Source organism: Peribacillus huizhouensis (assembly GCF_014138605.1).
Lineage (GTDB): Bacteria > Bacillota > Bacilli > Bacillales > DSM-1321 > Peribacillus > Peribacillus huizhouensis.
Map to the genome: position 1 here is coordinate 12,567 of NZ_JACJHX010000026.1, position 25,721 is coordinate 38,287.

Sequence of the window (25,721 nt, forward strand, 5' to 3'; positions counted from 1 at the left end):
ATTACAAGGCATACTATGAATTCTTTACATTTTTATACTCCACGCCAATCATAACAAATAAACGCAGACCAAGAAATCTTGTTCTGCGTTTGCTCTAATTATGCATGTAATTTCGTTTCTTCATTCTTAAAAAAGCTCTTCATCGCATGAAAGACATCGGCTTTTTGCTTTAAAATATAATGACGAAACTTTTCGTTATTAATATTTTTGTAGGCTGTCATTAAAGTTGAATGGCGGTTGTATTGATTAACTTCACCGTAGCCAAACATATTCGATACCTTCATAAGTTCTTCTACAAGTTTTACACAGCGGGCATTATCTGAGGTGAGATTATCACCGTCTGAGAAATGAAATGGGTAGATATTAAATCGATCAGGGTCGTATTTAGTGTCAATAAGCTCTAAAGCTTTTCGATAAACGGATGAGCAAATCGTACCACCGCTTTCGCCTTTTGAAAAGAAGTCTTCTTCTGAAACGACCTTGGCTTCAGTATGATGAGCGATAAATTCTACCTCAACAGATTCATATTTTGTCCGAAGAAAACGATTCATCCAGAAAAAGAAACTACGAGCCATATATTTTTCCCAGAGCCCCATACTTCCCGACGTATCCATCATCGCTAAAACGACTGCTTTAGAATCTGGTTTTTCGATTTCATTCCAGGTCTTAAATTTGTAGTCTTCTTTATAAATCGGATGAAAACCTGGATCACCGCTTAAGGCATTCCGTTTAAATGCAGCAATCATCGTTTTCTTCTTATCAATATTCCCCATCAGGCCTGTTTTTCTAATATCATTAAACTCAATATCCTCTATCGTGTTATCATCACGTTCTTTGCGCTGTAAATTTGGAAGTTCAAGCTGGCTAAACAAAGCCTCCTCGATTTCTAGCATCGTTACTTCTGCCTCGTAATAATCTTCTCCAGCAGCGTCTCCTGCTCCTTGACCTTTACCTGGTCCTTTTTCTGGGGATCCATCTCTTGCCACTACATCCCCAAGTTGACTGTCCCCATCTCCTTGACCTACATGCTTATTTTTATCATAGTTATAACGAATCTTATACTCATCTAGTGAACGAATAGGGATTCTCACGACGTCTCTTCCGTTTGACATAATAATACTTTCTTCAGAAATTAAATCTGGAAGATTATTCCTAATCGCTTCCTGCACCTTTTCCTGATGTCTTTGTTGATCATCAAATCCTTTACGGTGGAGGGACCAATCTTCCTGTGAAATTGCAAACTGATGTTTGTTCTCTTTCGTCATACACTTTCCCCCCTTATTAGAAAGCTTAATGCGCCTGGTAATCGGCGACAAGCACAAGATATGCTGGCATGAGGATCGTGCTTTGATCTTCTTGACGGTTGGCTTGTATCTCGAGCTAATGGCGCCTGATGTGAACACTAAAATCTGTCATTCCTTACTTGAAACATACACAAGTTGCTTTTTTAAAGAAATTCGTACAGTCAAGACAGTTATATGGAGCTTTACAGCCAAATTCTAAGAATCAGTCGTCTGATAAAGTGAAACTTCTTCAGTGGGGGGGTTCTTCATCTCCCCCTGATTGTTAGTCCCGTTCTACTGTCGCTATGATCTTCGCTTCGATCAATCGACAGTACGAACTAAGGTTCAATGAATCACTAACTTAGTACGCCGCGTCCTTTAGTCGTTCGTCTGTATGACCCACATCCTGTGGGCTCAACTAAACCGCTGAAGATCACAGCGGTCGGGCAGTTATCTCCCTCCTACACTTCTTCGATTTCTCTAAGACTTGAGGTGGGGTTTTACTGCACATTAATGTGGGATAAGGTTGAACCATTCTTTATCTCCTTGCATATGATACGGTAGTGCGGAAATCTTTATATCCCTACTTCGGAACATACACTATCCAACTGTTAGATTTTGCTAAATATTTCGTAAAAGATTGTATTACTCTATCCTATGCAAGGACACGCAATAATTTACAATAATTTATTAAAAATGGGCAAATCGCTTTAAACTGTACAAGCTTCTACATGTAAAGTTCAAGTTCATATAACATGACTTGTCCGAAGCAAAAGGGATCTGACCTCTTAAACTAAAGTCAGACCCTTCAATGATTACCTATTTAATAGACTACCAACATATTGTAGTAATTCATTTGCAGATGTAGAATTGTAACCATGCTCTTCGATTAGCCTTGCAACTACTTCATTTACTTTCTTCAATTGGTTCTCATCAGGCGTTTTCGATGACGTTGTAATTTTTACAACATCTTTTAAATCAGCAAATAATTTCTTCTGAATAGCTTCACGCAGTCGATCATGTGAATTGTAATCAAAGCGTTTTCCTTTTCTAGCGTAAGCCGAAATTCGAATTAGAATTTCTTCACGGAACGCCTTCTTTGCATTTTCCGAAATTCCAATTTGTTCTTCAATCGAGCGCATCAGCTTTTCATCAGGAGAAATCTCTTCACCTGTTAAAGGATCGCGGAGTCTAGATTTATTGCAATATGCTTCGACATTATCTAGATAATTATCCATCAATGTTTTCGCCGATTCTTCATATGAATATACGAATGCTTTTTGAACTTCATTTTTCGCAATCGCGTCATATTCCTTTCTTGCAAGTGAAATGAAATTTAAATATCTTTCACGTAGCTCAGATGTAATCGAAGGATGTTGGTCAAGCCCTTCCTTCAACGAGCGAAGTACGTCAAGTGCATTAATCGATGGATTTTCTTTCCGAATAATCGTTGAAGATATGCGGTTGATCACATATCGTGGGTCAATTCCGCTCATCCCTTCATCCTGATGCTCTTTTTTCAACTCATTAATATCGGCTGAATTAAAACCTTCCACGTTTTCACCATCATAGAGTCGCATTTTCTTAATTAAATCGATGTCTCCTTTTTTCGGGTCCCTCATCCGGGTCAGAATACTGAACATCGCAGCAACTTTTAATGTATGTGGCGCGATATGAACATTGTGAACATCACTTTCTTTAATCATTTTTTCATAAATCTTTTCTTCTTCTGTTACTTTTAAATTATACGGAATCGGCATAACGATGATTCGAGAATGTAAGGCTTCATTTTTCTTATTTGAAATGAATGATTTGTACTCAGTTTCGTTCGTATGCGCCACTATTAACTCATCAGCGGAAATCAAGGCAAATCTTCCGGCTTTGAAATTTCCTTCCTGTGTAAGTGAAAGTAAATGCCAGAGAAATTTCTCATCACATTTCAGCATTTCTTGAAATTCCATCATCCCTCGGTTTGCCTTATTCAATTCACCATCAAATCGGTACGCACGCGGATCAGATTCCGATCCAAATTCGGCAATCGTCGAAAAATCAATGCTGCCTGTTAAATCAGCAATATCTTGTGATTTCGGATCAGATGGACTAAATGTTCCAATACCGACCCGCTTATCTTCGGAAAGGAATACACGCTCAACTATCACATCTTCAATTCTATTTCCATAATCCTGTTCAAGCCTCATTAAATTCAGTGGCGACAAATTCCCTTCAATACGAATACCATACTCATCAAAAAAGTCTTGGCGTAAATTTTGTGGAATTAAATGAAGTGGGTCTTCATGCATCGGACAGCCTTTTATTGCATAAATAGCTCCTGTATCTTTAAGTGAATACGATTCTAACCCTCGCTTCAATGCTGAAACGAGCGTCGATTTCCCACCCGATACCGGCCCCATCAGTAGTAAAATCCTTTTTCTAACATCTAATCGTTTTGCAGCTGGATGAAAATATTCTTCTACAAGACGTTCAAGCGACTCCTCTAAACCAAATAATTGACCACTGAAAAAATTATACTTCCTCGTTCCATTGACTTCTTCTATACCAGCATCTCTGATCATGTTATATACACGTGAATGCGCGGATTGTGCAACCCATGGCTGTTCTTTAACAATCTCCAAATATTCCGCGAAGGTGCCTTCCCATTTTAGCTTGTGCTCTTCTTCTCTAAATCTCGCAATCTTTTTTAAAATTTCCATCTTTAGCAACCTCCCCTTGTTACCTATCAGAGATGAATACTTTAATCTATGCAGCGAATCTGACAAACATGTACAGAAGTTCAGACGAAATGAAAAAGCTTGCTAGAAATAACCTATTACTATCCATTACTTTACCTGCTACGAAACTAGGGACGATGCCTAAGAGAGATCAGACCCTTTTATATTTCTATTCGATCTTTAAATAAGATATTTTGAAAAATTGCCTTTATTCGTTTATAAAATGAAACTCCAATCAGTGGGGGTTTACTGCCCGTTAAGGCGGATAAATTGGTCCTCCGAAAATCATTTTGACTATTTGTACAGCCAATACTCAATAATCAAAGATTTCCTTTCATTAGCGTTCACATTGTTGAAAAATTGGGGTATACTACCTTTATACGTAACATAGGAAGAATTTAGTTCAGGGGGGTTACATAATGGGAACGGTAATTATTCTCGCGGTTATGGTGACGTTTTTAGTTGCAATTTTCACTGCTGGATACGATGATAAACCATTTGTGAAAAAATAAGCCAAAACACGGTACAAGGTTCATTTGGGGAAGAATTTTCATGTGTTTTACTGAATTTTTTAAAAGAGGATGTCCGAAAAGGTGTTTTACACTTACATAAGGGACATCTTCTTTTATTTTCTAGACTCTGTATAACTTGATTGTTGATTTGAAACGAAAGGCGTTCGTCTCTTTGACGCGCTTATCCCGCAGTAGTCTCACACCTTCTGCTCCAATCAACAATGAGCTTTAACACAGCCTTTATTTTATAAGATGTTTGATATCTATTTCATCTATAAACTTTTCAATCCAAATTAGAGCCAATATTGCGAAAAGCCCTCGCACTCTCTAAGACTGTCCGTTACATCTCCCACGAAAGCGACTGTATTACTAGTTTGATTCGACTAGTCATAACCATCAATGGGGGAAGAAAGCCCCCCTTGATTAAGGTTTCACTTTATCACGCTTTAACGAGCAGTAAATCCCCCACCTCAAGGCTTAGAAGAATCGAAGAAGTATAGGTGGAGGATACTGCTCGTAAAAGCCCGATTGGTGAGATACAGTGAAACTTGCCTTTGTGGTTTTCAAAGGTATAGTTGAACCAATCGGGTTCGTACTGTCGATCGATCGAAGCGGTAGCGAAGATCTTAGCGACAGTAGAACGGGACTAACAATCAGGGGGATGAAGCCCCCTGATTGAAGTTTCACTTTATCGTTTGTTCAAGCCTTGACGCTCAACAAAGTCCTTCATATACATTCTGCTTTTTTTTGTAATCATCCCAACCATTTGACTTGTCCAGGTATCTTTTCGAACGGCATTTGTCCGTTTTCGATAATATCCAGAAATCGTATCATTATACTTCTCCAATTGAGCAATAAATTCCTCCTTATTGGGCTGATACTCATTTTCGTGATAAACATGTTCAATGGGTAGTCGTGGTTTTTTTTCACTTTGACCCTTTGGATATCCGACAGCCAAGCCGAATAATGGAATGACTTTAGGTGGAATATTAAGAAGCTCCGTTACTTCAGGTAAATGATTGCGAATGCCGCCAATATAGCAAATACCAAGTTCCATCGATTCCGCAGCTACAGCAGCATTTTGAGCGGCAAGTGCTGCATCAATGGTCGCAACCATGAATTTTTCCGTACTTTCTAACGGCTCTGATAAATCCACTTCTTCCATTTCTGCAACAATCTCATGTCGATGCAAATCAGCACAAAATATAAAAAGATGCCCGTTATTTTCCACATATGATTGCGGACCAGCAAGCTCTGCTAATGCCGCTTTTTTCACAGGATCCGTAATACCGATAATAGTATACGCTTGTACAAAACTTGAAGTTGAAGCTGCTTGAGCAGATTGGACAATGGCTTGAATTTGTTCGGACGTTAATAGCCTGTCTTCAAAAGATCGAATAGAACGATGATCCAATATTTTTGCAATAACTTCATTCATACCCTATTCACCCTCTCTTTAATTAAAGAAAACAAACGCCAAAATCAACAGCTGATTATATTGAGCCTATGTAAAAAGGGCTCAGTTTTGGACCGGCCCTTTACAGTTAATTTTCTAGCTTCAAATCGAGATCCCGATAATTTTGCTGTCTCAGCGCCTCGTAAACGAGAATGGCAGCTGTGTTAGAAAGGTTCAAAGAGCGAACATTTCCAGTCATTGGAATTCGAAGACAGCGGTCTTTTTGCTGTTGGATTACATCTTTTGGCAACCCAGTAGTCTCCCTGCCAAATAAGAAATAAATTTCACGATCTTGGTCACTGTAATCAAAACTAGTATGTGGTTTTTCACCAAATTTGGACAGATAATAAAAATCACCGCCCGCATTTTGTTCAAAAAATTCATCTAATGAATCATAATATTGAATATCAACATGATGCCAATAATCCAGCCCAGCCCTTTTCAAAGCTTTGTCGTCGGTGGAAAATCCAAGCGGACGGATTAAATGCAGCTTCGTATCAGTTGCTGCACAAGTTCTCGCGATGTTTCCAGTATTGGCCGGAATTTCTGGTTGATATAAAACGACATGTATTGCCACGTTCTGTTCACCTCTAGTATAGTCTTTAAACTATATTATATCATTAATTTTCACTTGTGCCTCATCATCAGCTTCCGTCAAGTATTTTATAAAACTTGTAAACAATTTTAGGTGTATAGGCGCTTGAATCTTCATAAGTCCAATAACGGTGTCTACTATTTGTCGTATGTGCATTCACTAGCGGCATTCCATTTTCATCCTTAGCTGTCACAATCAACGAATGATTAAATCGACCGTCTCCTTCAAAGTCAATACAAATAATATCCCCTAAATTCAATTGTTCAGCCGACCGAACTTGCTGCGTTCTAACCCCCTTTCCCCCTGCCAGCAACTGCTGGAATGCATTAGCAACCGTCCAACTAAAACTCCAGTTCTTTCCCGACATCCACCACCCCCTATTTCGATTCGAGCTTCCCCACATCGGAATTCCTCCAGCATGTAAGCATTGTGAAATAAAACTTGAGCAATCATCCGTAAACTTTGGATACGCTGGATTAAAATCATTCCACCATCTTTCCGCATATTTCACAGCCTTCAAACGATCATACGTATACTTTATTCTTTCCGAAAACACATCAATTTTGCGCTCTTCCTGATTCTGACCATATATTCTTTCGTTTTCATAATCACTGACCACTTTTCCATTTTGAAACGTGGCTCGCCTTTCTTCCGTTTCTTCTTCAATAAAAAAAGTGTCTCGTTGTTTAATAAAATATTGAAGATGAAGATGATAGTCTAATTCTGTTTCATTTTTATTATCATGCCTAGACAGCACTTGACCTGCTGCCTTAACCCGGACAATTTCTGCTTCCCTTTGTTTTAACAAGTTTTGTTTTCGTTCAAGTTTTCCTTCTACCGCTTCACGCGACTTTCCAATATACTGTTCAATTCGTTTCTGTACAAGTGCTATTAGCTGAATCTTCAAACAAACTCCCCCTTAAAATGAAACTTCCATCAGTCGGGATCATATTCCGAAAAAAGAATGAATTTAAAGTGTTGACCATTTTAGTCTGCATTTTTCGATTATCCACTCCGATGGTTAATTTTAATGAATCGAGGATTGATTATCTTCTAAATTAAGAAAGGCATTTATCCGTATGATAAGATATATGTATAAAACTTCGGTAAAAATACAAAAAAAGGCTGACCTCGTAATTCCTTACGAAAGGTCAAACCTCATTTACTCAGGTATTGCACTAAAACTAAGTCCTTTGTCTATTTCAGCAAGTACCTCTTCGTCCGTTTCTCTTTTACGTGCTTCTTTAAGTACGGATACCGACTCGTTTCCACCGATTTTGCCAATTGCCCATGCAGCAGTCCCGCGTATGACAGGTCGTGGATCTTCCTTCATAACAGCTATTAAATCAGGTAGTGCAGTCTCATCTTTAAAATGAGCAAGTGCCAGTATCGCATTTCGTTGGATCGGCTTTTTACCTCGCCAAGATCCTGACGCGTGACCATATTTCTCCTTAAATTCACGATTTGAAATCGTAAGTAACGGCTTTAATAATGGTTTTACAAGCTCTGGATCAGGCTCCATTTCTTCATGAAAGTGAAAATCCATACCTTTATTTTTCGGACAAACGGTCTGACACGTATCACAACCATACAAACGATTACCGATTTTCGTCCGAAATTCCTCTGGTAAGAATCCTTTTGTTTGTGTCAAAAATGCAATACAACGCTTTGCATTCAACTGTCCACCTTGAACAAGAGCACCTGTCGGACATACATCTACACATTTATTGCATGTTCCACATTGATCTTCAATCGGTTGATCTGGTGCAAAAGGGATGTTTGTAATCATATCACCTAAATAAACATAAGAGCCAAATTCAGGGGTAATAACTGCACAGTTCTTCCCACTCCAACCAATCCCAGCGCGCTCGGCAACAGCTCTATCAACTAGTTCGCCAGTATCGACCATTGATTTCGCCATGGCCCCTGGCACTTTTTCCTTAATAAAGTCCTCAAGCAGTTGCAGTTTCTTACGTAGGACAATATGATAATCCTGTCCCCAAGAAGCTCGGCAAAAAATCCCTCGACGTTCGCCTTTCTTGCTTTGTGGCGCGTTCTTCATTTTCGAAGGATAGGCGAGCGCAATCGAAATGATTGATCTCGGTTCATTGAAAATTAATGTCGGATCCACTCTTTTATCGATATCTGGCTCTTCAAAGCCAGATTGGTAACCTAATTCCTGCTGTCGAATAAGTAAATTCTTCATTTCCTGAAACGTTGAAGCCGTTGTAAAACCGATTTTATCTATACCAATTTCCTTACTATATTGAATCACTTCTTGTTTAAATGCATCTATATCCACATTATTCACTCCTATCAACTAACTAAAAGTGTGTGTTCAAAAAGGAGGATAAAAAGATCCTAGAATTTCGCGTGGTCATCGTCTCTAGACCTGCGCGTATACAGAATACATGAGAACCGAACATGCACAGTTCATTCATGAGCGACGAAGAAATTCGACTGCAATTTTTACCGGACTTATTGAACAACATCTAAAAGAAGCCTACTCAATATTAAACCTACGTCATCTATGATAAACTATATCCAACCATTTTTGGAGGTGAAAGGTTTGGAAGTTCAGATTGATGCCATACTCCGTGATAAAATTCCCAATTTTAAAGCAGGCCTTATTTTTTATCAAAATATTGCAGTAGGCGACTCGCCACAAATGATCAAAGGGAGACTCCAACTATTTCAGGAATCGATTTTCTTTGATCTTCAAGACAAAGTAATAAACGACATTTCTGGAATTAAAGAATGGCGACAAACATTCAAAGCGATCGGAACCAATCCATCACGCTACAGACCATCTGTTGAAGCTCTCTATCGCCGAATTCAAAAACAAAATTACATTCAGCCTGTCCATTCTGCCATCGACATAAACAATTTCTTTTCGCTACAATACGAGGTGCCAATCGGCATTTATGATCTCGATCAAATAGCCGGAGATGTCACGCTAAAAATCGGCGATGAAACCGATCAATACGATGGGTTAAACGGCCGCAGTAATTCCATGAAAGGGATGATTACATCAACTGACAAAAATGGACCTTTCGGCAGTCCTTTCGTTGATTCAGAGCGGACCAAAGTTACGGAAACAACAACCTCTGCCCTGCAAATCATTTACCTAAAACAACAGACTTCATTAGAAGAAGCAGATAAACTGACGCAATCACTAATGAAGATGTTTCTACAAGTTCATGGCGGTGAAGGGATTTATACAATCGTTAATTAGCCGTACATAGCTAAACACCGTCCATATCATCGGACGGTGTTTAGGTTTTTCTGAACTAAGCTAATAAAATTTTCCAGATACAGCAACGCCATAACAAATTTTCACAAGGACGAATACTTTTCATGCGAGATTTTTATAATTAACAAACACTTTTGACCTTTATGGAATCAATAAAATTTTTCCGGTGCTGTTTCTGCTTTCTAACAATTTATGCGCATCCGCGCCATCCTTTAACGAGAATGTAGTAGGTTCTTTCAATACTAGTTTTCCTTCAGCAATCCAGTTAAACAATTGTTTTGACCGAGTATTTCTTTCCTCATATGAAGTTAAAACATTCCAAAGATCGCCGCCAGTCAGCGTTTTTGATGTATCCATCAGCATACGAGGATCGACTGGAGCAGGATCTCCACCTGCCATGCCATAAAATACAACCGTACCACCGATTTTTGTCGTTTCAAAACTGTCTGCTAAAGTCGAACCCACGGACTCATACACAACGTCCACTCCATGACCTTTCGTTACTTCCTTCACTTTTTCACTCCATTGTTCTTCGTATAGGAATACATGATCCGCTCCAGCTGAAATAGCAGCCTCCGCCTTAATTGCTGAAGAGGTTAGTCCAATGACCTGACTACCAAGCAGTTTAGCAATCTGAACAAGTAGCTGGCCAACGCCTCCTGCCGCCGCATGAACAAGAACAGAGTTTCCTGCTTTGACTTCAAAACTATCTTTTGTTAAATAATGTGCAGTTAATCCTTGAAGCAAAACAGATGAGGCCGTTTCAAAAGAAATATCGTCTGGTAACAAAATAGCTTTTTCAATAGGAACAGCAACTAATTCTGCATTTGCAAACGGCACATCTGCAAACGCGATTCGATCGCCAACCTTTATATTTGTGATGCCATCACCTACTTGCTCTACGATACCAGAACCTTCATACCCTAATATATAAGGTGGAAGACCTGCTAAATGATAATTGCCCTTCCTTCTGTAAACATCGGCAAAGTTCAATCCTATTGCCTTCATTCTCACCAATATTTCGCCTTCCTTAATGGAAGGATCTGATATCTCTTTATAGCGCAATACATCTGGGCCACCAAACGATTCAAAGATTAATGCTTTCATTTTACTACCCCGTTTCTACTTATATGAATGGGTACATACGTACGTACCGTTAAGCATTAATGGAACTGATGAAGTTTTAAAACTCAATAACCATTATTATTATTATTATTATTATTTTATTATTTAATATCATTATCTAGCTATTCCCACTTAAAAAGGACCTAACCTCTTAACGAGATCAAATCCTTGTAAAACATAAAAAAACGCAATGCGTCGTTCTCTATGTAACGAAACACTGCGTTAGTAGCTATGTATGGAGCGGGTGAAGAGAATCGAACTCTCATCATCAGCTTGGAAGGCTGAGGTTTTACCACTAAACTACACCCGCATGTAATTTGTCGAAATTTGCGTTTCCTTATCAACAAAATTAATTATATATCTCTTTCATGACTTTTGCAACCTTTTTATTAAATTCTAGGATGCTTTCGTTAAATTGGAAAAGTCCTCCATAGGAGAACTTTTTCACGCAACTAATACTCTTACTATTATGATATGTATGACCTCGGTCTTTTTCGGATTCTGAATTCGATCACATACATCTTTTAACGCTATGCCTCATTCCGGATCTGTTCTTGAATAAGAATTTTTATATACACAAGCTATGCTGCAATTCGGTAAATCTTCCTTAGAAAAATTTCTGTTTTCCAAAGTAGAGCGAATCGTCTAAATATCCAAATTTTATCATTTTAAATTTTTTTTATTTTAATGACTGCAAAATCGGATACAGCTCTTCTAAATGAGTAATCTCATAAGTAGGAATTACTTCATTACGTTCTTTCTCGTGTCGATTAATCCAGACAGACTGAATGCCTAAGCGGGATGCCCCGAGGATGTCTGTCATTAAATTATCGCCTACCATTAAGACTTCATCCTTACTTACACCCATACGTTCTAATGCATGTTCGAAAATGGATGTGTCTGGCTTACCTTTACCGAATGCTCCAGAAATAACAATATGATCAAAATATGGAACAAGTTCAGGAGTAATCGCTAGTTTCGTATTTTGTAATTCTGGTGAACCATTTGTCAGCAATAATAAACGATATTGATCATGCAGCTCATCCAATACCTGGAACGTTTCGTCATAAAGAAAAGGGCGCTTTTTCCGCTCTTGAGGGAAGCGTTCTGCTAATTCAGCACCGAATTCTTCATCATTAATCCCAAGCGACTTTAAGCCCCTAATCCAAGAATCCCGGCGGTAGACTGGTGCATACTCCTTCATCTTTCCAAATTCTATCCCCTCATCACCGAAATCCCCCCACAATCCTTCAAAAGGGTTAATACCAATCATTTGTGTAAATGAATAGGTATCATACGATGCATAAAGCTCCCGCGCTTCTTCACGCACCGCTTCCTCTAATTGCTCAGCATCTACTTCATATTTCTCTGCGGCATACTCACAAGTAGCTTTAAATGCTTCACTTATACTTTTTTGGTCCCATAGAAGGGTATCATCCAAGTCAAAAAAGATCGCTTTAATCAAGTTCAACAGCTCCTAGTACAGATTATGTATACCTATATCATATACAGATTTGACTTAGATGAAAAGAGAGAAAAAAGAGTCCCCATAAGATTGATTGCTTTTTTCACTATTTATTATGAAATTAATAAATAGTTTTACATAACCTTTCATTATCAAAAAACTTTTTTGAAGAATTCGCGAACTATAAAACTAAAAAGAGAGAAAAGCCATTAACTGCTTCTCTCTCTTTTATAAGACGGACATGAGGACCGGACTTCGAGACTCACTAAAATAGCCAATCCACTTAGCTGGTATACTGATTTTACCGAAAAAGCATCCAAAATTCCGGATCCGCACCGCCATTGATTAAGTGAGTGTAGCGTGGTACAGAATTAAACCTCCAAGATAAATGGTGGCGTTTTAAATCATGAAGCTACAACACCAAATTAGTTATTTACTTTCAGCGTTTCACTCACCACAAATTCCGCTTCCGTCGTTTCTTTTACTTCTTCAAGGGTAACCCCTTTTTGCAGCTCCACTAATTCCATTCCTGATTCCGGGAAATGGAACACTGCTAAGTCCGTGATTAGGCAATGAACGACGCCTTGACCGGTTAGTGGCAAAGTACAGGTCTTCTTAACTTTGGATTCTCCATGCTTATTCACATGGTCCATGATTACAACTATTCGTTTAGCGCCTTGCACTAAGTCCATTGCGCCACCCATTCCTTTTACCATTTTCCCAGGAATCATCCAATTTGCTAAATCTCCTTTTTCGGAAACCTCCATCCCACCAAGAATAGCAAGATCAATATGGCCACCGCGAATCATTGAAAATGATTCAGCGCTATCGAAATAGGAAGCACCGGCTTTTGCTGTGACTGTTTCTTTGCCGGCATTGATCAAGTCCGGATCTACTTCGAGATCTGTCGGATATGCCCCAATTCCAAGTAAGCCATTTTCTGATTGCAGCATGACATCAACATCTTCTGGAATCATATTGGCAATCAGGGTAGGCATCCCGATTCCTAAATTCACACACATTCCATCTTGTAATTCTTTAACTGCACGTTCTAGAATACGTTTTCTTCCAGACATAACAAACCCTCCCCTTTATGCGTTAGCTGTTGTAAGCCTTTCAATTCGCTTCTCATATTTCTCACCAACAAACACTTTTTGAACGTACACGCCAGACGTATGGATATCATCCGGATTCAGTTCACCGATTCCTACCATCTCTTCGACCTCTGCGATCGTCATCTTTCCTGCAGTGGCGACTACGGGATTAAAGTTTCTAGCCGTTTTCCGATAAACAAGGTTGCCAAATGGATCTGCTTTCCACGCCTTCACAAACGCGAAATCGCCAACAATCCCTTTTTCCATAATATATGTTTTCCCATCAAACTCTTTATGCTCTTTCCCTTTAGCTACCTCTGTCCCGACGCCTGTAGCTGTATAAAAGGCGGGAATTCCAGCTCCTCCAGCTCGCAAGCGTTCAGCAAGTGTACCTTGAGGAACAAGTTCTACCTCAAGTTCACCACTTAAAAATTGTTGTTCAAACAGTTTATTTTCACCTACATAAGAAGCGACCATTTTTTTTATTTGTTTATTTTCCAAAAGCAAACCAAGTCCCCAATCGTCGACACCGCAATTATTGCTGACAATCGTTAAATCTTTTACTCCTTTATCTCGTAAACTGGTAATTAATTTTTCTGGAATCCCACATAAACCGAAGCCACCTACAACAATTGTCGAACCATCCTTAATTTGATGTATTACTTCGTCTAATGATGATAGAACTTTACTCATTTTTCCATCTCCATTCTTTCGTATTTTTAGATAAATAGTGATGCTGAAAATGCCAGAATAAATACAGCCGCTGTTTTCAAAATCGTAATAGCAAAAATATCCTTATATGATTGACGATGTGTTAGCCCTGTAATGGCAAGTAGTGTGATAACCGCACCATTATGTGGAAGCGTATCCATTCCTCCGGAAGCCATGGAAGCAATCCGATGTAGCATCTCAGGAGTAATGCCAAGGTTTTGTGCCAATTGCAAATAGTGACTTCCCATTACTTCCAAAGCGATGGACAAACCGCCAGAAGCAGAACCAGTAATACCAGCAAGAACGTTTACAGCAATTGCTTCAGATACGAGCGGGTTGCTACTAGCATTGAAAACTGACTCTTGAATCACTTTAAAGCCAGGCAATGTTTTAACTACATTCCCAAATCCAACTTCAGATGCTGTGTTAAAAATAGCTAACAGTGAGCCCATTGCAGCAGCTGTTAATCCGCTTGCCAGCTTTACTTTAATCCGTTTAACATTTAGAAGCATCGCTGCGAGAATTCCAATTGTTAAAGCGACAATCAATGACCAAGAAGAGGTAACTGTACTTACATTAGCTATATTGAAAGTTTCCGCTAATTCGGTTTGATTGTACCAATTCTTAACAGAAATTCCACTGCGGCTAAACAAATAGTTAAACAAAATTACAAGAACGAGTGGTACTATCGCCAACCAAAAATTTGGGAGCGACGCATTTGCTGTCGTTTCTGGTTCATTAATATGGCCAGTTCCATACCCTTCCCCTTTAACTAAAGCTTGTTTACGGCGGCGCTCAAGCCAAATCATTCCGCCTACAAATACGATAATGGCTCCGATAATCCCAATTAATGGCGCTGCATAAGTATCTGTTCCAAAATAATTCGTTGGAATGATATTTTGGATTTGCGGAGTTCCTGGCAGTGCATCCATTGTATAAGTAAATGCTCCAAGCGCTATTGTTCCAGGAATAAGTCGTTTCGGAATATCTGCTTCTTTAAAAATAGCAGCTGCGAATGGATAAACAGCAAACGCAACTACAAACAAGGAAACTCCGCCATATGTCAACGCGGAGCAGGCTAACACAACGGATAGAATCGCCCGCTTTGATCCTAATTTTTTTACGATCGTTTGAGCAATCGATGCCGCTGCACCGCTCATCTCCATCACTTTCCCAAAGATGGCCCCTAATAAAAAGATTGGGAAAAATGATTTCACATAGTTAGCTGCATTGGTCATATATGTTTCCGTATAACTTGGTAACAAAAGTCCTCCAGATAAAACAACAGCAAGTAAAGTAACAAGCGGTGCGATTATAATAACTGGATAACCCCGATACGCCAAAAAGATCAACAAACCAAGAGCCAACACAATTGCAATAATCTGAATGGCCAAGTAAATTCCCCCTTTGATTCAAATTAAATCCCATCCCCCCAAAAAAATCTTCCGTCTATCAAAATAACTATGATTCTCTAAAATAGCCTATTCCCATTAAAACCTGCCTTCCCCAAGTCAGGTCAAAATAGGTTGGTTCGAAAGTGTTTCTGATGATGCCGAACTCATTCACCACAAGCAAACGCTTACAAATCCCCGTACACATGCTGAAAACTATTTATATTACAGAGAAACCATTCAACCTATATTTTTGCAAGTTCCATGCCAAACTTAACTATGTTCTTTCTTAGAGCGATGGTTCTTCCTAAAATAATTTTATAAAAAACAATTATCCATAAAATCAATTAGAATTCGGCCATGAAAATCAAAAATTATCTGATCACTGTTCGTCTTTTTTTACAATTAATAATAGAGAGTCAAAATCATGTTCGGTTTATCTTACACATGATGAATTTCTACTTTTTTCGTGTACGGATTTTATTACAGATCTCCATTTCTCCATCAAACTTTTATGAGCGTCTGCTCTAAAGCCCTACGATGATAAAAATTAAAGTTCTAGAATTGTATAACCTAATGAAGGTGGCGGTGCGAAGGCGATCGTACACAGCCCCGCCCCTTTTCCACAGAAAAAAACTGTCCCAAGTTAAGGTTGCACTACTACTAAATACCGTATTAAGCACGTTAATCAGATAAAGTAGAGGCACGGACCTTTTCGAGACAGCTTTTCCTAAGGCAACAAGCCATATTTCTTCATTTTTTCATATAGTGTTGTCCGGCTAACACCTAATTGTTTGGCCGTTTCAGATTTATTTCCTTGAGTCATCCTTAAACAAGCTAATATTGTATTACATTCCATATCTTCCACCACTTCAGCTAATGAACGGATTGAAGTTATTTCTTTTTGACCAGCTATTTCTTCAGGTAGATGCTCTTTCGTAATGGCTGTTCCTTCATCTACAAAATTCAATGCGCGTTCAATAATATTCTCTAACTCTCGTATATTACCAGGCCAAGAATACAAAGTAAGTAAACGTAGAGCATGGTCACTAATACCTTTTACCTGCTTTTTCATAATCTGTTGGTATTTATCGATAAAATGATTGACTAAAATTTCAATATCTATTTGCCGTTCTTTCAACGACGGAATCATAATTTCCATAACCTTTAAACGATAATACAAATCAAGCCTAAACTCTCCCTTAGCTACCATTTCTTCTAAATTACGATTCGTTGCAGCAATCACTCGCACATCAATCGGGATACTACTAGTGGAACCTACACGTTCAATCTCTTTTTCTTGTAAAACGCGGAGTAACTTTACCTGCATATGCAATGGCAGTTCACCCAATTCATCAAGAAAAATGGTGCCACCGTCTGCCGCTTCGAACTTTCCTGCTTTCCCACCTTTCTTTGCACCTGTAAAGGAACCTTCTTCATATCCAAAAAGTTCCGATTCTAATAGCTCTCCTGGAATCGCAGCACAGTTTACCTTAACAAATACGCCCATAGCACGACGACTAGCATTATGAATGGAATGGGCAAATAACTCTTTACCAGTTCCGCTTTCACCTAATAATAATACATTTGAATCGCTTTTAGCTGCTTTTCTTGCTTGATCAATTACATCATTAAAAGCTACACTTTCCCCGATTAAATGTTCGAAAGTATAGGAAGCCTTGTTTCTTTCACGGAAATCGCCCTTGTACTTTTTCAGCTCAACCTCAAGCATTTTAATCCGTTTAGATATTGCCGTAACCTGCCCGACATTTTTGAATAAAACCTTACCGACAGCTCCCGTCACTTTATCGTTTTTCCGGATCGGCGATCGGGTCACGATCATATATCCTTCTTTTACTTTCTGAAGCTCCGCTAGCTCTTGTTTCCCCGTTTTCGCAACAATATGCATACGAGTGTTTTCAATCACCTCTGTCACATGCTTGCCAATCGAGCTTTCCTGATCAACACTAAGAAAATCTGCATAAGCCTGGCTCAGTACTTGAACATACCCATCTGGATCAACCATGACCAAACCGTCATAAGCAAATTCGATCATATCTTTAAAGAGTAATTCTTCATGATTATCTATATTAAGAAAATCATTTTTATTATTTGAAAATAAAAGAAGATAAATCTGGTATTCTTCTTCTAAAATCATAATCACTTCTTTACGGACAATACCATGGTTACCATTTAACTGAATAGGTGTATTTACGCTCGGCATAAGCTTTTTTTCGGTAATGACTGAAAGTTTGACATCTAGTTGGTTTTCGGAAAAAGACTCTACTATCACCGAATTGCACATAAAGATATCGCTTTCATTTTTTGCAACAAAAACACCGAACGGTAATTTATCCACTATTGCTTTCAAGATTTCAAATTGAATAGATTGATCATTAATGGTCATACCCATTCTCCTTATTTTTCTCTTTGTACTACTCATTATAGCATAGGAAAAAGAAGGAAATGCCATTAAAATCAAAGTCGCTCAACAATCAATGAAGTCCCTTGCCCACCGCCAATACATAAAGTAGCTAATCCTCGTTTTGCATCCGTACGTTTCATTTCATATAACAAAGTGACTAAAATCCGGGCCCCCGAAGCACCTACTGGATGCCCCAATGCAATCCCGCCTCCATTCACATTTACTTTGTTTTTGTCCAAGTCAAGATCTTTAAGTACTGCCAGAGATTGGGCTGCAAACGCTTCGTTTACTTCAAATAGATCGATATCAGCTACTGATAATCCTGCTTTTGCTAACGCCTTTCTTGTCGCAGGCACCGGGCCATATCCCATGATTTTTGGATCTAGGGCGGCATTCGCATAAGATGTAACGGTTGCTAGTATTTCAAGTCCTAACTCCTCCGCTTTTTCTTTTGCCATCAGTACAAGCATCGCACCACCGTCATTGATACCAGATGCATTTCCAGCTGTTACGGTGCCATTTTCTTTAAATGCAGGACGTAGCTTTTTAAGCTGTTCCATCGTTAATCCATGTCTCGGATGCTCATCTTGATCAACGATAATCGTTTTTCCCCTCTTTATAATTTCAACAGGAACAATTTCCTCGATAAAACGCCCTGCAAGCTGAGCCTTTTCAGCTTTCCATTGACTATTTAAAGCAAATTCATCCTGCATTTCACGGCTAAACTCCCATTGTTGGGCAATATTTTCCGCTGTAACTCCCATATGAATGTCATTAAACGCATCTGTTAATGCATCATAAATCATAGAATCGACTGCTTTTGCATCCCCCATTTTCTGACCAAAACGGTAAGTAGGAAGTATATACGGCGCATTGCTCATGCTTTCGATCCCGCCTGCTAGAATCACATCTGCATCTCCAAGTGCAATAAACTGTGCACCCATCATGACAGTTCGTAAACCAGAACCACATAACTTATTAACCGTTAATGCTGGGGTCGTTTCCGGAATTCCAGCATGAATAGCTACTTGACGAGCAACATTTTGTCCTAAACCAGCTGATAAAATATTCCCTATTAAAACCTCATCAATCCATTCAGCTCGAATGTTTGCCCGTTTGATTGCTTCCTTAGCCGCTACCACCCCTAGATCCACTGCTGATACGCCACTAAGGCTTCCTCCAAATGAACCAACTGGTGTTCTGGCTGCCCCTACAATTACTACGTCTCTCATTTTACTTCCTCCTTTTCTGTGGAAAAGGGGCGGTGCTTCGCAAAATCAGCTCCGCACCGCCACCTTCATTAGGTGATGCAATTTAAGAACCTGAACTTTTTTTAACGTTGAGCTTTAGATCAACTGCCCATGGGTGCTTTTTATTCTATTAAGTCTAATAAAATGGCGATCTCTTTCATTTAATTTCTGAGAAACAGAAATTGTTTCATAGTTATAGATCCCTACTCCAGTTTTAGTACCTAGGTTTTCCTGCTCAACCAAATCGCGAATGACTGAAGGTGCTTCGATGCTTTGATCTAAATCTGGAGCGATATTATCAAACACTCTTTGCCAAGTATCTAGCCCACCAAAGTCAGCAATTTCGATCGGTCCAGTAAATGCCCAACGAAAGCCAGGGCCCGCTGTTACTGCCATATCAATATCCTCAGCACTAGCTACCCCTTCTTTTAACAAGTAAAACGCTTCACGCATTAAAGCCGTCTGCAAACGGTTGGCAACAAACCCTGAAATCTCTTTTTTTAGAAGTATGGGGGTCTTACCGATAGTACGAATTAATTCTAGCGTTTCCTTGACTATTTCTGCTTTGGTCTGGTCATGTTTCACGATCTCAACCAAAGGTACAAGATGGCCTGGATTAAAGAAATGGGTGATCATCATCCTCTCTGCAAATGATGTCTTTTCAACTAGCCGAGATATTGGAAAGGTGGATGTATTTGAAGCAATTATTGCTTCTGATTTGATCAACAACTCTAATTCTTGATACAAATCCCACTTCAGCTCAATCACTTCTGGAATCGCCTCAATAATAAAATCCGCTGCGCAGACAGCCACTGTCAAATCACCAGTATACGTAATAGCAGCTTCGGCTTGGTGTTTTCCCTGTTCAGTCAACACACCCTCTTCAACTAGTAGAGCAAGATTATCGGAAATCAATCCTTTTGCTTTTGCCAAGTAATCTACTTCAATATCATGTATGACAACAGAATACCCATTAACAGCAAAAGATTGCGCTATCCCACTCCCCATCACCCCTGAACCTATGATCGCAATCTGTTTTATCATAGCAACTTCTCCTTTCTAAAAGAAAAACCGTCACCGATCCATCACTACAAAAATAATTCTTTTATCCCGCATTAACGGGCAGTAAGCCCCCACCTCAAGGCTTAGAAGAATCGAAGAAGTGTAGGTACGGACAACTACTCGTAAAAGCCCGATTGATGAGATACAGTGAAACTTGCCTTTGTGGTTTTCAAAAGTAAGTTTGCGCCCACAGGATGTGGGTGACACAGTCGTTGCCGCAGGACGCGGCGCACTTAGTCTGTGATTCCATTGAATCGGGTTCGTACTGTCGATTAATCGAAGCGGTAGCGAAGATCATAGCGACAGTAGAACGGGACTAACAATCAGCGGGGATAAAGCCCCCCACTGATTGAAGTTTCACTTTATCCGTCAAGGTGACATGTGATACGTTTAAATTATGTAGCCATTACTATTACATGCAATAAGCATGCCAAAAATAAGAGTTTATAAAACTTCTATAAATCTCTTTAAAAATTTCGAAGATTATGATAGACTACACATCAAAACCTAACTCTAAAAAACCTTCCCCCAATTTTTATATCAAACTAACTTCCCTTATTTAAAATTTCCTAAGTACACATGCCCAAGACTATTTTTGCAAGTAGCCATTACATTTTTTATTGGAGGAATGTAAAATGGTTAATCAAAAAGTAGCCATCATCACTGGATCAGCAAGAGGTATCGGTTTCGAAATTGGTAAGTTTTTTGCAGAAAATGGAGCAAAAGTTGTATTGTCTGATCTTAACCAACAAGCGGTTGAAGAATCAGCTCAAAAACTTAAAAACAATGGTTTAGAAGTGATCGGCCTTAAAGCAGATGTAACTAAAGAAAAAGACATTATTCAGCTGATTGAACAAACAAAAAGTAAATATGGTCGTATCGATATTTTTATCAATAATGCTGGGCTCCAGCACGTCTCTCCTATCGAGGAGTTTCCAACAGAAAAATTTGAACTCATGATAAAAATTATGTTAACGGCTCCGTTTATCGCTATCAAACATGTATTGCCGATTATGAAGGAACAAAAATTTGGAAGAATTATCAATATTTCTTCCATCAATGGCATAATTGGCTTTGCTAATAAAGCTGCCTATAACAGCGCCAAACACGGCGTCATCGGCTTAACAAAAGTAGCCGCCCTAGAATGCGCTTCTTCAGGTATTACTGTAAATGCCCTTTGTCCTGGGTACGTGGATACACCTCTTGTACGAGGACAGTTGCAAGATCTCGCAAAAACAAGGAAAGTACCATTAGAAAGTGTCTTAGAAGAAGTCATCTACCCACTAGTACCGCAAAACCGTTTGCTCGATGTCAGTGAAATCGCCGATTATGCAATCTTCCTCGCGAGTGAAAAAGCTCGTGGCATTACCGGGCAAGCTGTTGTACTTGATGGTGGGTATACCGCACAATAAACAACCACAACTGAGGCATAACAATTAAATTTGTTATGCCTTCCTTAGATTACGAATGACTTAAAGCATCTAAATTAATTCGAAAATTTTAGATCATCTAAAAAAAAAAGGCCCCGGACATAAATATGTTCGGGGCAAATTTGTATTATTTCATTTTATTCCTAGGCATTTTTCTACCTGTGTTGCTCAACAATCATGTCCACTTGCGGAAGAATATTTTACATTAATGCACATTAAAACGCAGGTGGGGTAACTGAAAATAATACAACTGCATTTTGACTAAAATTATTTTCCCATTTATGTTTCAAATTTGCTGGTATTTTCACACTATCACCAGCTTCTAATAGATATTCTTCATCACCCAAATACACCTTAATTTTTCCTTCCAAAATAAATGCTACTTCTTCTCCTTTATGTTCTAGAAGATTTTCGGATGAAGAAGTATTCGAGGGAACTTTCATAATCGCTGTTGTTAAATTTCCTGTAAAATCAGGTGATAATAACTCATAAGACAAATTATCAATGATCATTTTCTTACGTTTACTAGACCTTACGATTAAATCCTCCGTAATTGTTTCTTCAAGTAAAAAACTAAAAGTTGGAACATTTAGGGTTTTAGCTAAAACCTTTAGGGTTTGAATAGAAGGATTCGCCACTCCTCGTTCAATTTGACTTAACATTGAAGGTGTAATATCAGCTAATTTTGCTAACTCCCTACTACTTAACCCTTTAGCTTTTCTATATTTTTCAACTTTCTTACCAATATCTATATTTTCCATAATCGATACTCCTTTATAAAGTGTTAAATTTAATTTAAATAAAGTAAATAATATTTAACATCGAGATAATCGTATGTTAAACTGTATTTAAGGTAATTTAATTATAATTTATAAAGCGAATTGCTACAAGAAATTAGGAGGGGCAAACAAATGAAAGAGATTGAAAGCAAAGAACTACAAACATGGAAAGACCAATATCCTTTACTAAATAAGCTAATTTCGATGGATGAAGTATTTTGGCTAAATCCAAATGTCGAAAAATTTCAAACGGGAATTATTAAATCCCCCCTTACTCAAGACGATGTACATGATGCAGAGGAAAGATTGAAACGTTTTGCCCCATATATCGCCAAGGTTTTCCCTGAAACAAAAGGATCAAACGGTATCATAGAATCTCCTTTAGTAAGAGTTCCTTCGATGAAACAATCATTAGAACAAGAGTATCAGCAGCCTATATTAGGTGAATTATTACTAAAATGTGATAGTCACCTTCCTATCTCAGGTTCTATTAAAGCAAGGGGAGGGATTTATGAAATTCTCAAACATGCAGAAGAATTAGCTTTTCAACATCAATTGTTAACGATTCATGATGATTATTCGATTTTAGATAGTGATAGGTTTCGAACCTTCTTTTCACAATATTCAATCGCAGTAGGCTCTACTGGAAATTTAGGACTTAGTATTGGCATCATCAGTGCAAAGTTAGGTTTTAATGTTTCTGTTCATATGTCAGCTGATGCAAAACAGTGGAAAAAAGACTTGCTTAGAAGCAAAAATGTCAAAGTTATTGAATATGAAGCTGATTATAGTAAAGCTGTAGAAGAAGGTCGAATCCAAGCAGATAGTGACCCTACATGTTATTTTGTGGATGATGAAAATTCCCACGACCTATTTTTAGGATACGCAGTTGCCGCGTCTCGATTAAAAAAGCAATTAGAAGAGTTAGAGATAACAATAGATGAAAACCATCCTTTGTTTGTTTATCTTCCATGTGGAGTAGGTGGTGGCCCTGGAGGCGTAGCCTTTGGTTTGAAATTATTGTATCAAGACAATGTACACTGTTTCTTTGCAGAACCTACACACTCACCGTGTATGTTACTCGGTTTAATGACTGGACTTCATGATAAAGTTTCTGTACAAGATGTTGGTATCGATAATGTAACAGACGCGGATGGACTTGCTGTAGGAAAGCCATCTGGGTTTGTGGGTAAAACTATGGAACCTTTTCTAAGTGGTAATTATACGGTTAGCGATGAAAAGTTGTATAAATTGCTAAAAGAATTAGTCGATACAGAGGGAATCCATTTAGAACCTTCTGCACTAGCAGGCATGATAGGACCAAGTAAATTATGTACAGAGGGCATCAAATATTTACAAAATCATAGTTTAACAGAAAAGATGAATAATGGTACACATATTATTTGGGGGACTGGTGGAAGTATGGTCCCTGAAGAAATGAAGAAGCAATATTATCAAAAAGGGTTAAAATTAGCGTTAGAGAAACAAAAGTAAATTGACACGGGGTAGTTTAACCCCGTGTTTTTTCTTTTCTTATTAAACTAATATCCTGATAGTCTAGGCTCCACAAGCTGGCCCGTTTGCGTAATATGAAAAGATTCTACATAGGGGAAAAACGTCGCTTTCAAATCTACAAAGGATCTTGCAGTAAGACACTGTTTTTTGCTATTTACGAATTAAAGAAAAAGAGTTCCCACAAAATGTGAGAACTCTTTTTCTTTAATTCGACCATTTAATACCGGTGGCCGGGGTCGAACCGGCACTCCTTACGGAACACGATTTTGAGTCGTGCGCGTCTGCCAATTCCGCCACACCGGCAAAACTATTATGGAGGCGGCAACCGGAATCGAACCGGTGATAAAGGTTTTGCAGACCTCTGCCTTACCGCTTGGCTATGCCGCCATAATTTGGAGCGGAAGACGGGATTCGAACCCGCGACCCCAACCTTGGCAAGGTTGTATTCTACCACTGAACTACTTCCGCATATGGCTGGGCTAGAAGGATTCGAACCTTCGCATGACGGAATCAAAATCCGTTGCCTTACCGCTTGGCTATAGCCCATTGTTACATATATATTCAATAATCAATTTATTATGTTTAAAATGGGGCGACTGATGGGAATCGAACCCACGAATGCCTGAACCACAATCAGGTGCGTTAACCACTTCGCCACAATCGCCATGATGTAAGATGAAATTTTAAGTTGGCAGGGGTAGTAGGAATTGAACCCACACCGAAGGTTTTGGAGACCTTTGTTCTACCTTTAAACTATACCCCTATATTAAGATGGTGGAGGGGGGCAGATTCGAACTGCCGAACCCGAAGGAGCGGATTTACAGTCCGCCGCGTTTAGCCACTTCGCTACCCCTCCATATTAAGTTCATGATGGCTCAGGACGGAATCGAACCGCCGACACAAGGATTTTCAGTCCTTTGCTCTACCGACTGAGCTACTGAGCCAAACAATGTATATCTACAGCAAGTTTAACTACTGAATAAAAATGGCGGTCCGGACGGGACTCGAACCCGCGACCTCCTGCGTGACAGGCAGGCATTCTAACCAACTGAACTACCGGACCAGATTGCGGGGACAGGATTTGAACCTGCGACCTTCGGGTTATGAGCCCGACGAGCTACCAGACTGCTCCACCCCGCGATAATAAGAATATTAGGTTTTAACTAAAATTTTAATGGTGGAGGATGACGGGATCGAACCGCCGACCCTCTGCTTGTAAGGCAGATGCTCTCCCAGCTGAGCTAATCCTCCAATATGGTGACCCCTACGGGATTCGAACCCGTGTTACCGCCGTGAAAGGGCGGTGTCTTAACCGCTTGACCAAGGGGCCATATTAATTAGAATGGCGGAGAGCAAGGGATTTGAACCCTTGAGACAGGGTTACCCGTCTACACGATTTCCAATCGTGCTCCTTCGGCCACTCGGACAGCTCTCCATATGGCTCCGCAGGTAGGATTCGAACCTACGACCGTTCGGTTAACAGCCGAATGCTCTACCACTGAGCTACTGCGGAATAACACAATATAGTTTAGAATTAAACTGCCTGGCAATGTCCTACTCTCACAGGGGGAGACCCCCAACTACCATCGGCGCTGAAGAGCTTAACTTCCGTGTTCGGAATGGGAACGGGTGTGACCTCTTCGCCA

At 39.2% G+C, this 25,721-nt stretch carries 18 protein-coding genes, 15 tRNA genes and 1 rRNA gene; 3 read left to right on the forward strand and 31 right to left on the reverse strand.

Annotation, left to right across the window (positions count from 1 at the left end; all coding sequences use genetic code 11):
- Positions 1-98: 98 nt before the first annotated feature.
- From yhbH to queG, 6 genes are all read right to left on the reverse strand, one after another.
- Positions 99-1,265 (reverse strand): sporulation protein YhbH, encoded by a 1,167-nt coding sequence (gene yhbH / locus HNP81_RS21580; protein WP_182503984.1) that lies wholly within the window; start codon positions 1,263-1,265, stop codon positions 99-101.
- An 833-nt stretch (positions 1,266-2,098) separates the two neighbouring features.
- Positions 2,099-3,994 (reverse strand): ATP-dependent protease PrkA, encoded by a 1,896-nt coding sequence (locus tag HNP81_RS21585; protein ID WP_028393339.1) that lies wholly within the window; start codon positions 3,992-3,994, stop codon positions 2,099-2,101.
- A gap of 1,218 nt (positions 3,995-5,212) precedes the next feature.
- On the reverse strand, positions 5,213-5,962 hold the full coding sequence (nfsA, locus tag HNP81_RS21590) for an oxygen-insensitive NADPH nitroreductase (RefSeq protein WP_028393340.1): 750 nt from the start codon (positions 5,960-5,962) through the stop codon (positions 5,213-5,215).
- Between the two features lie 106 nt (positions 5,963-6,068).
- Complete coding sequence (gene trmL / locus HNP81_RS21595) at positions 6,069-6,557, reverse strand: tRNA (uridine(34)/cytosine(34)/5-carboxymethylaminomethyluridine(34)-2'-O)-methyltransferase TrmL (RefSeq protein WP_182503985.1); 489 nt, start codon at positions 6,555-6,557, stop codon at positions 6,069-6,071.
- A gap of 67 nt (positions 6,558-6,624) precedes the next feature.
- Positions 6,625-7,482, reverse strand: coding sequence for an amidase domain-containing protein (locus HNP81_RS21600; RefSeq protein WP_028393342.1), 858 nt, complete (start codon positions 7,480-7,482; stop codon positions 6,625-6,627).
- A 255-nt stretch (positions 7,483-7,737) separates the two neighbouring features.
- The gene (gene queG, locus HNP81_RS21605; protein ID WP_182503986.1) at positions 7,738-8,877 is read right to left on the reverse strand and encodes a tRNA epoxyqueuosine(34) reductase QueG; all 1,140 of its coding nucleotides are present in this window, start codon (positions 8,875-8,877) and stop codon (positions 7,738-7,740) included.
- 267 nt (positions 8,878-9,144) lie between these two features.
- Here queG and HNP81_RS21610 point away from each other — a divergent pair, with 267 nt between their 5' ends.
- Positions 9,145-9,810 carry a B3/B4 domain-containing protein gene (locus HNP81_RS21610; RefSeq protein ID WP_246399532.1) on the forward strand — a complete coding sequence of 222 codons (666 nt, stop codon included), beginning with the start codon at positions 9,145-9,147 and terminating at the stop codon, positions 9,808-9,810.
- Between the two features lie 159 nt (positions 9,811-9,969).
- Here the strand turns inward: HNP81_RS21610 and HNP81_RS21615 are convergent, their stop codons facing one another.
- The 9 genes from HNP81_RS21615 to HNP81_RS21655 all read right to left on the reverse strand — a co-directional run bounded on the left by HNP81_RS21615 (position 9,970) and on the right by HNP81_RS21655 (position 20,333).
- Positions 9,970-10,935 (reverse strand): quinone oxidoreductase family protein, encoded by a 966-nt coding sequence (locus HNP81_RS21615; RefSeq protein ID WP_182503988.1) that lies wholly within the window; start codon positions 10,933-10,935, stop codon positions 9,970-9,972.
- Positions 10,936-11,189: 254 nt separating this feature from the next.
- A tRNA-Gly gene (locus tag HNP81_RS21620) sits at positions 11,190-11,263 on the reverse strand.
- 369 nt (positions 11,264-11,632) lie between these two features.
- Positions 11,633-12,418 carry an HAD family hydrolase gene (locus tag HNP81_RS21625; protein WP_182503989.1) on the reverse strand — a complete coding sequence of 262 codons (786 nt, stop codon included), beginning with the start codon at positions 12,416-12,418 and terminating at the stop codon, positions 11,633-11,635.
- A 425-nt stretch (positions 12,419-12,843) separates the two neighbouring features.
- Complete coding sequence (locus tag HNP81_RS21630) at positions 12,844-13,494, reverse strand: 3-oxoacid CoA-transferase subunit B (RefSeq protein ID WP_182503990.1); 651 nt, start codon at positions 13,492-13,494, stop codon at positions 12,844-12,846.
- 15 nt (positions 13,495-13,509) lie between these two features.
- Complete coding sequence (locus HNP81_RS21635) at positions 13,510-14,205, reverse strand: CoA transferase subunit A (protein WP_182503991.1); 696 nt, start codon at positions 14,203-14,205, stop codon at positions 13,510-13,512.
- Positions 14,206-14,231: 26 nt separating this feature from the next.
- Complete coding sequence (locus tag HNP81_RS21640) at positions 14,232-15,617, reverse strand: GntP family permease (RefSeq protein WP_028393349.1); 1,386 nt, start codon at positions 15,615-15,617, stop codon at positions 14,232-14,234.
- A 727-nt stretch (positions 15,618-16,344) separates the two neighbouring features.
- Entirely contained in the window at positions 16,345-18,021 is a 1,677-nt protein-coding gene (locus HNP81_RS21645; protein ID WP_182503992.1) for a sigma-54 interaction domain-containing protein, read from the reverse strand.
- A 71-nt stretch (positions 18,022-18,092) separates the two neighbouring features.
- Entirely contained in the window at positions 18,093-19,271 is a 1,179-nt protein-coding gene (locus HNP81_RS21650) for an acetyl-CoA C-acetyltransferase (RefSeq protein ID WP_028393351.1), read from the reverse strand.
- Positions 19,272-19,385: 114 nt separating this feature from the next.
- On the reverse strand, positions 19,386-20,333 hold the full coding sequence (locus tag HNP81_RS21655) for a 3-hydroxyacyl-CoA dehydrogenase family protein (RefSeq protein ID WP_182503993.1): 948 nt from the start codon (positions 20,331-20,333) through the stop codon (positions 19,386-19,388).
- A 653-nt stretch (positions 20,334-20,986) separates the two neighbouring features.
- Between HNP81_RS21655 and HNP81_RS21660 the strand changes: the two genes are divergently transcribed.
- The gene (locus HNP81_RS21660) at positions 20,987-21,763 is read left to right on the forward strand and encodes a 3-hydroxybutyrate dehydrogenase (RefSeq protein WP_028393353.1); all 777 of its coding nucleotides are present in this window, start codon (positions 20,987-20,989) and stop codon (positions 21,761-21,763) included.
- Between the two features lie 233 nt (positions 21,764-21,996).
- Here the strand turns inward: HNP81_RS21660 and HNP81_RS21665 are convergent, their stop codons facing one another.
- Entirely contained in the window at positions 21,997-22,542 is a 546-nt protein-coding gene (locus HNP81_RS21665; RefSeq protein ID WP_028393354.1) for a helix-turn-helix domain-containing protein, read from the reverse strand.
- Positions 22,543-22,692: 150 nt separating this feature from the next.
- On the opposite strand from HNP81_RS21665, the gene dsdA reads away from it, so the two are divergent.
- Positions 22,693-24,054, forward strand: coding sequence for a D-serine ammonia-lyase (gene dsdA, locus HNP81_RS21670; protein ID WP_182503994.1), 1,362 nt, complete (start codon positions 22,693-22,695; stop codon positions 24,052-24,054).
- 242 nt (positions 24,055-24,296) lie between these two features.
- On the opposite strand, the gene HNP81_RS21675 is transcribed toward dsdA, so the two are convergent.
- From HNP81_RS21675 to rrf, 15 genes are all read right to left on the reverse strand, one after another.
- Positions 24,297-24,378, reverse strand: a tRNA-Leu gene (locus tag HNP81_RS21675).
- Between the two features lie 10 nt (positions 24,379-24,388).
- Positions 24,389-24,462: transfer RNA gene (locus tag HNP81_RS21680), tRNA-Cys, on the reverse strand.
- 6 nt (positions 24,463-24,468) lie between these two features.
- A tRNA-Gly gene (locus HNP81_RS21685) sits at positions 24,469-24,543 on the reverse strand.
- A 3-nt stretch (positions 24,544-24,546) separates the two neighbouring features.
- Positions 24,547-24,621: transfer RNA gene (locus HNP81_RS21690), tRNA-Gln, on the reverse strand.
- Between the two features lie 42 nt (positions 24,622-24,663).
- Positions 24,664-24,739 (reverse strand) — tRNA-His (locus HNP81_RS21695).
- Positions 24,740-24,764: 25 nt separating this feature from the next.
- Positions 24,765-24,838: transfer RNA gene (locus tag HNP81_RS21700), tRNA-Trp, on the reverse strand.
- Between the two features lie 9 nt (positions 24,839-24,847).
- Positions 24,848-24,931 (reverse strand) — tRNA-Tyr (locus HNP81_RS21705).
- Positions 24,932-24,946: 15 nt separating this feature from the next.
- Positions 24,947-25,019, reverse strand: a tRNA-Phe gene (locus HNP81_RS21710).
- Between the two features lie 42 nt (positions 25,020-25,061).
- Positions 25,062-25,138: transfer RNA gene (locus tag HNP81_RS21715), tRNA-Asp, on the reverse strand.
- A gap of 3 nt (positions 25,139-25,141) precedes the next feature.
- Positions 25,142-25,215: transfer RNA gene (locus HNP81_RS21720), tRNA-Met, on the reverse strand.
- A 35-nt stretch (positions 25,216-25,250) separates the two neighbouring features.
- A tRNA-Val gene (locus HNP81_RS21725) sits at positions 25,251-25,326 on the reverse strand.
- Between the two features lie 4 nt (positions 25,327-25,330).
- Positions 25,331-25,405, reverse strand: a tRNA-Glu gene (locus tag HNP81_RS21730).
- A 13-nt stretch (positions 25,406-25,418) separates the two neighbouring features.
- A tRNA-Ser gene (locus HNP81_RS21735) sits at positions 25,419-25,510 on the reverse strand.
- A gap of 3 nt (positions 25,511-25,513) precedes the next feature.
- Positions 25,514-25,588 (reverse strand) — tRNA-Asn (locus tag HNP81_RS21740).
- 28 nt (positions 25,589-25,616) lie between these two features.
- Positions 25,617-25,721, reverse strand: a 5S ribosomal RNA gene (gene rrf, locus HNP81_RS21745); the annotation flags it as partial.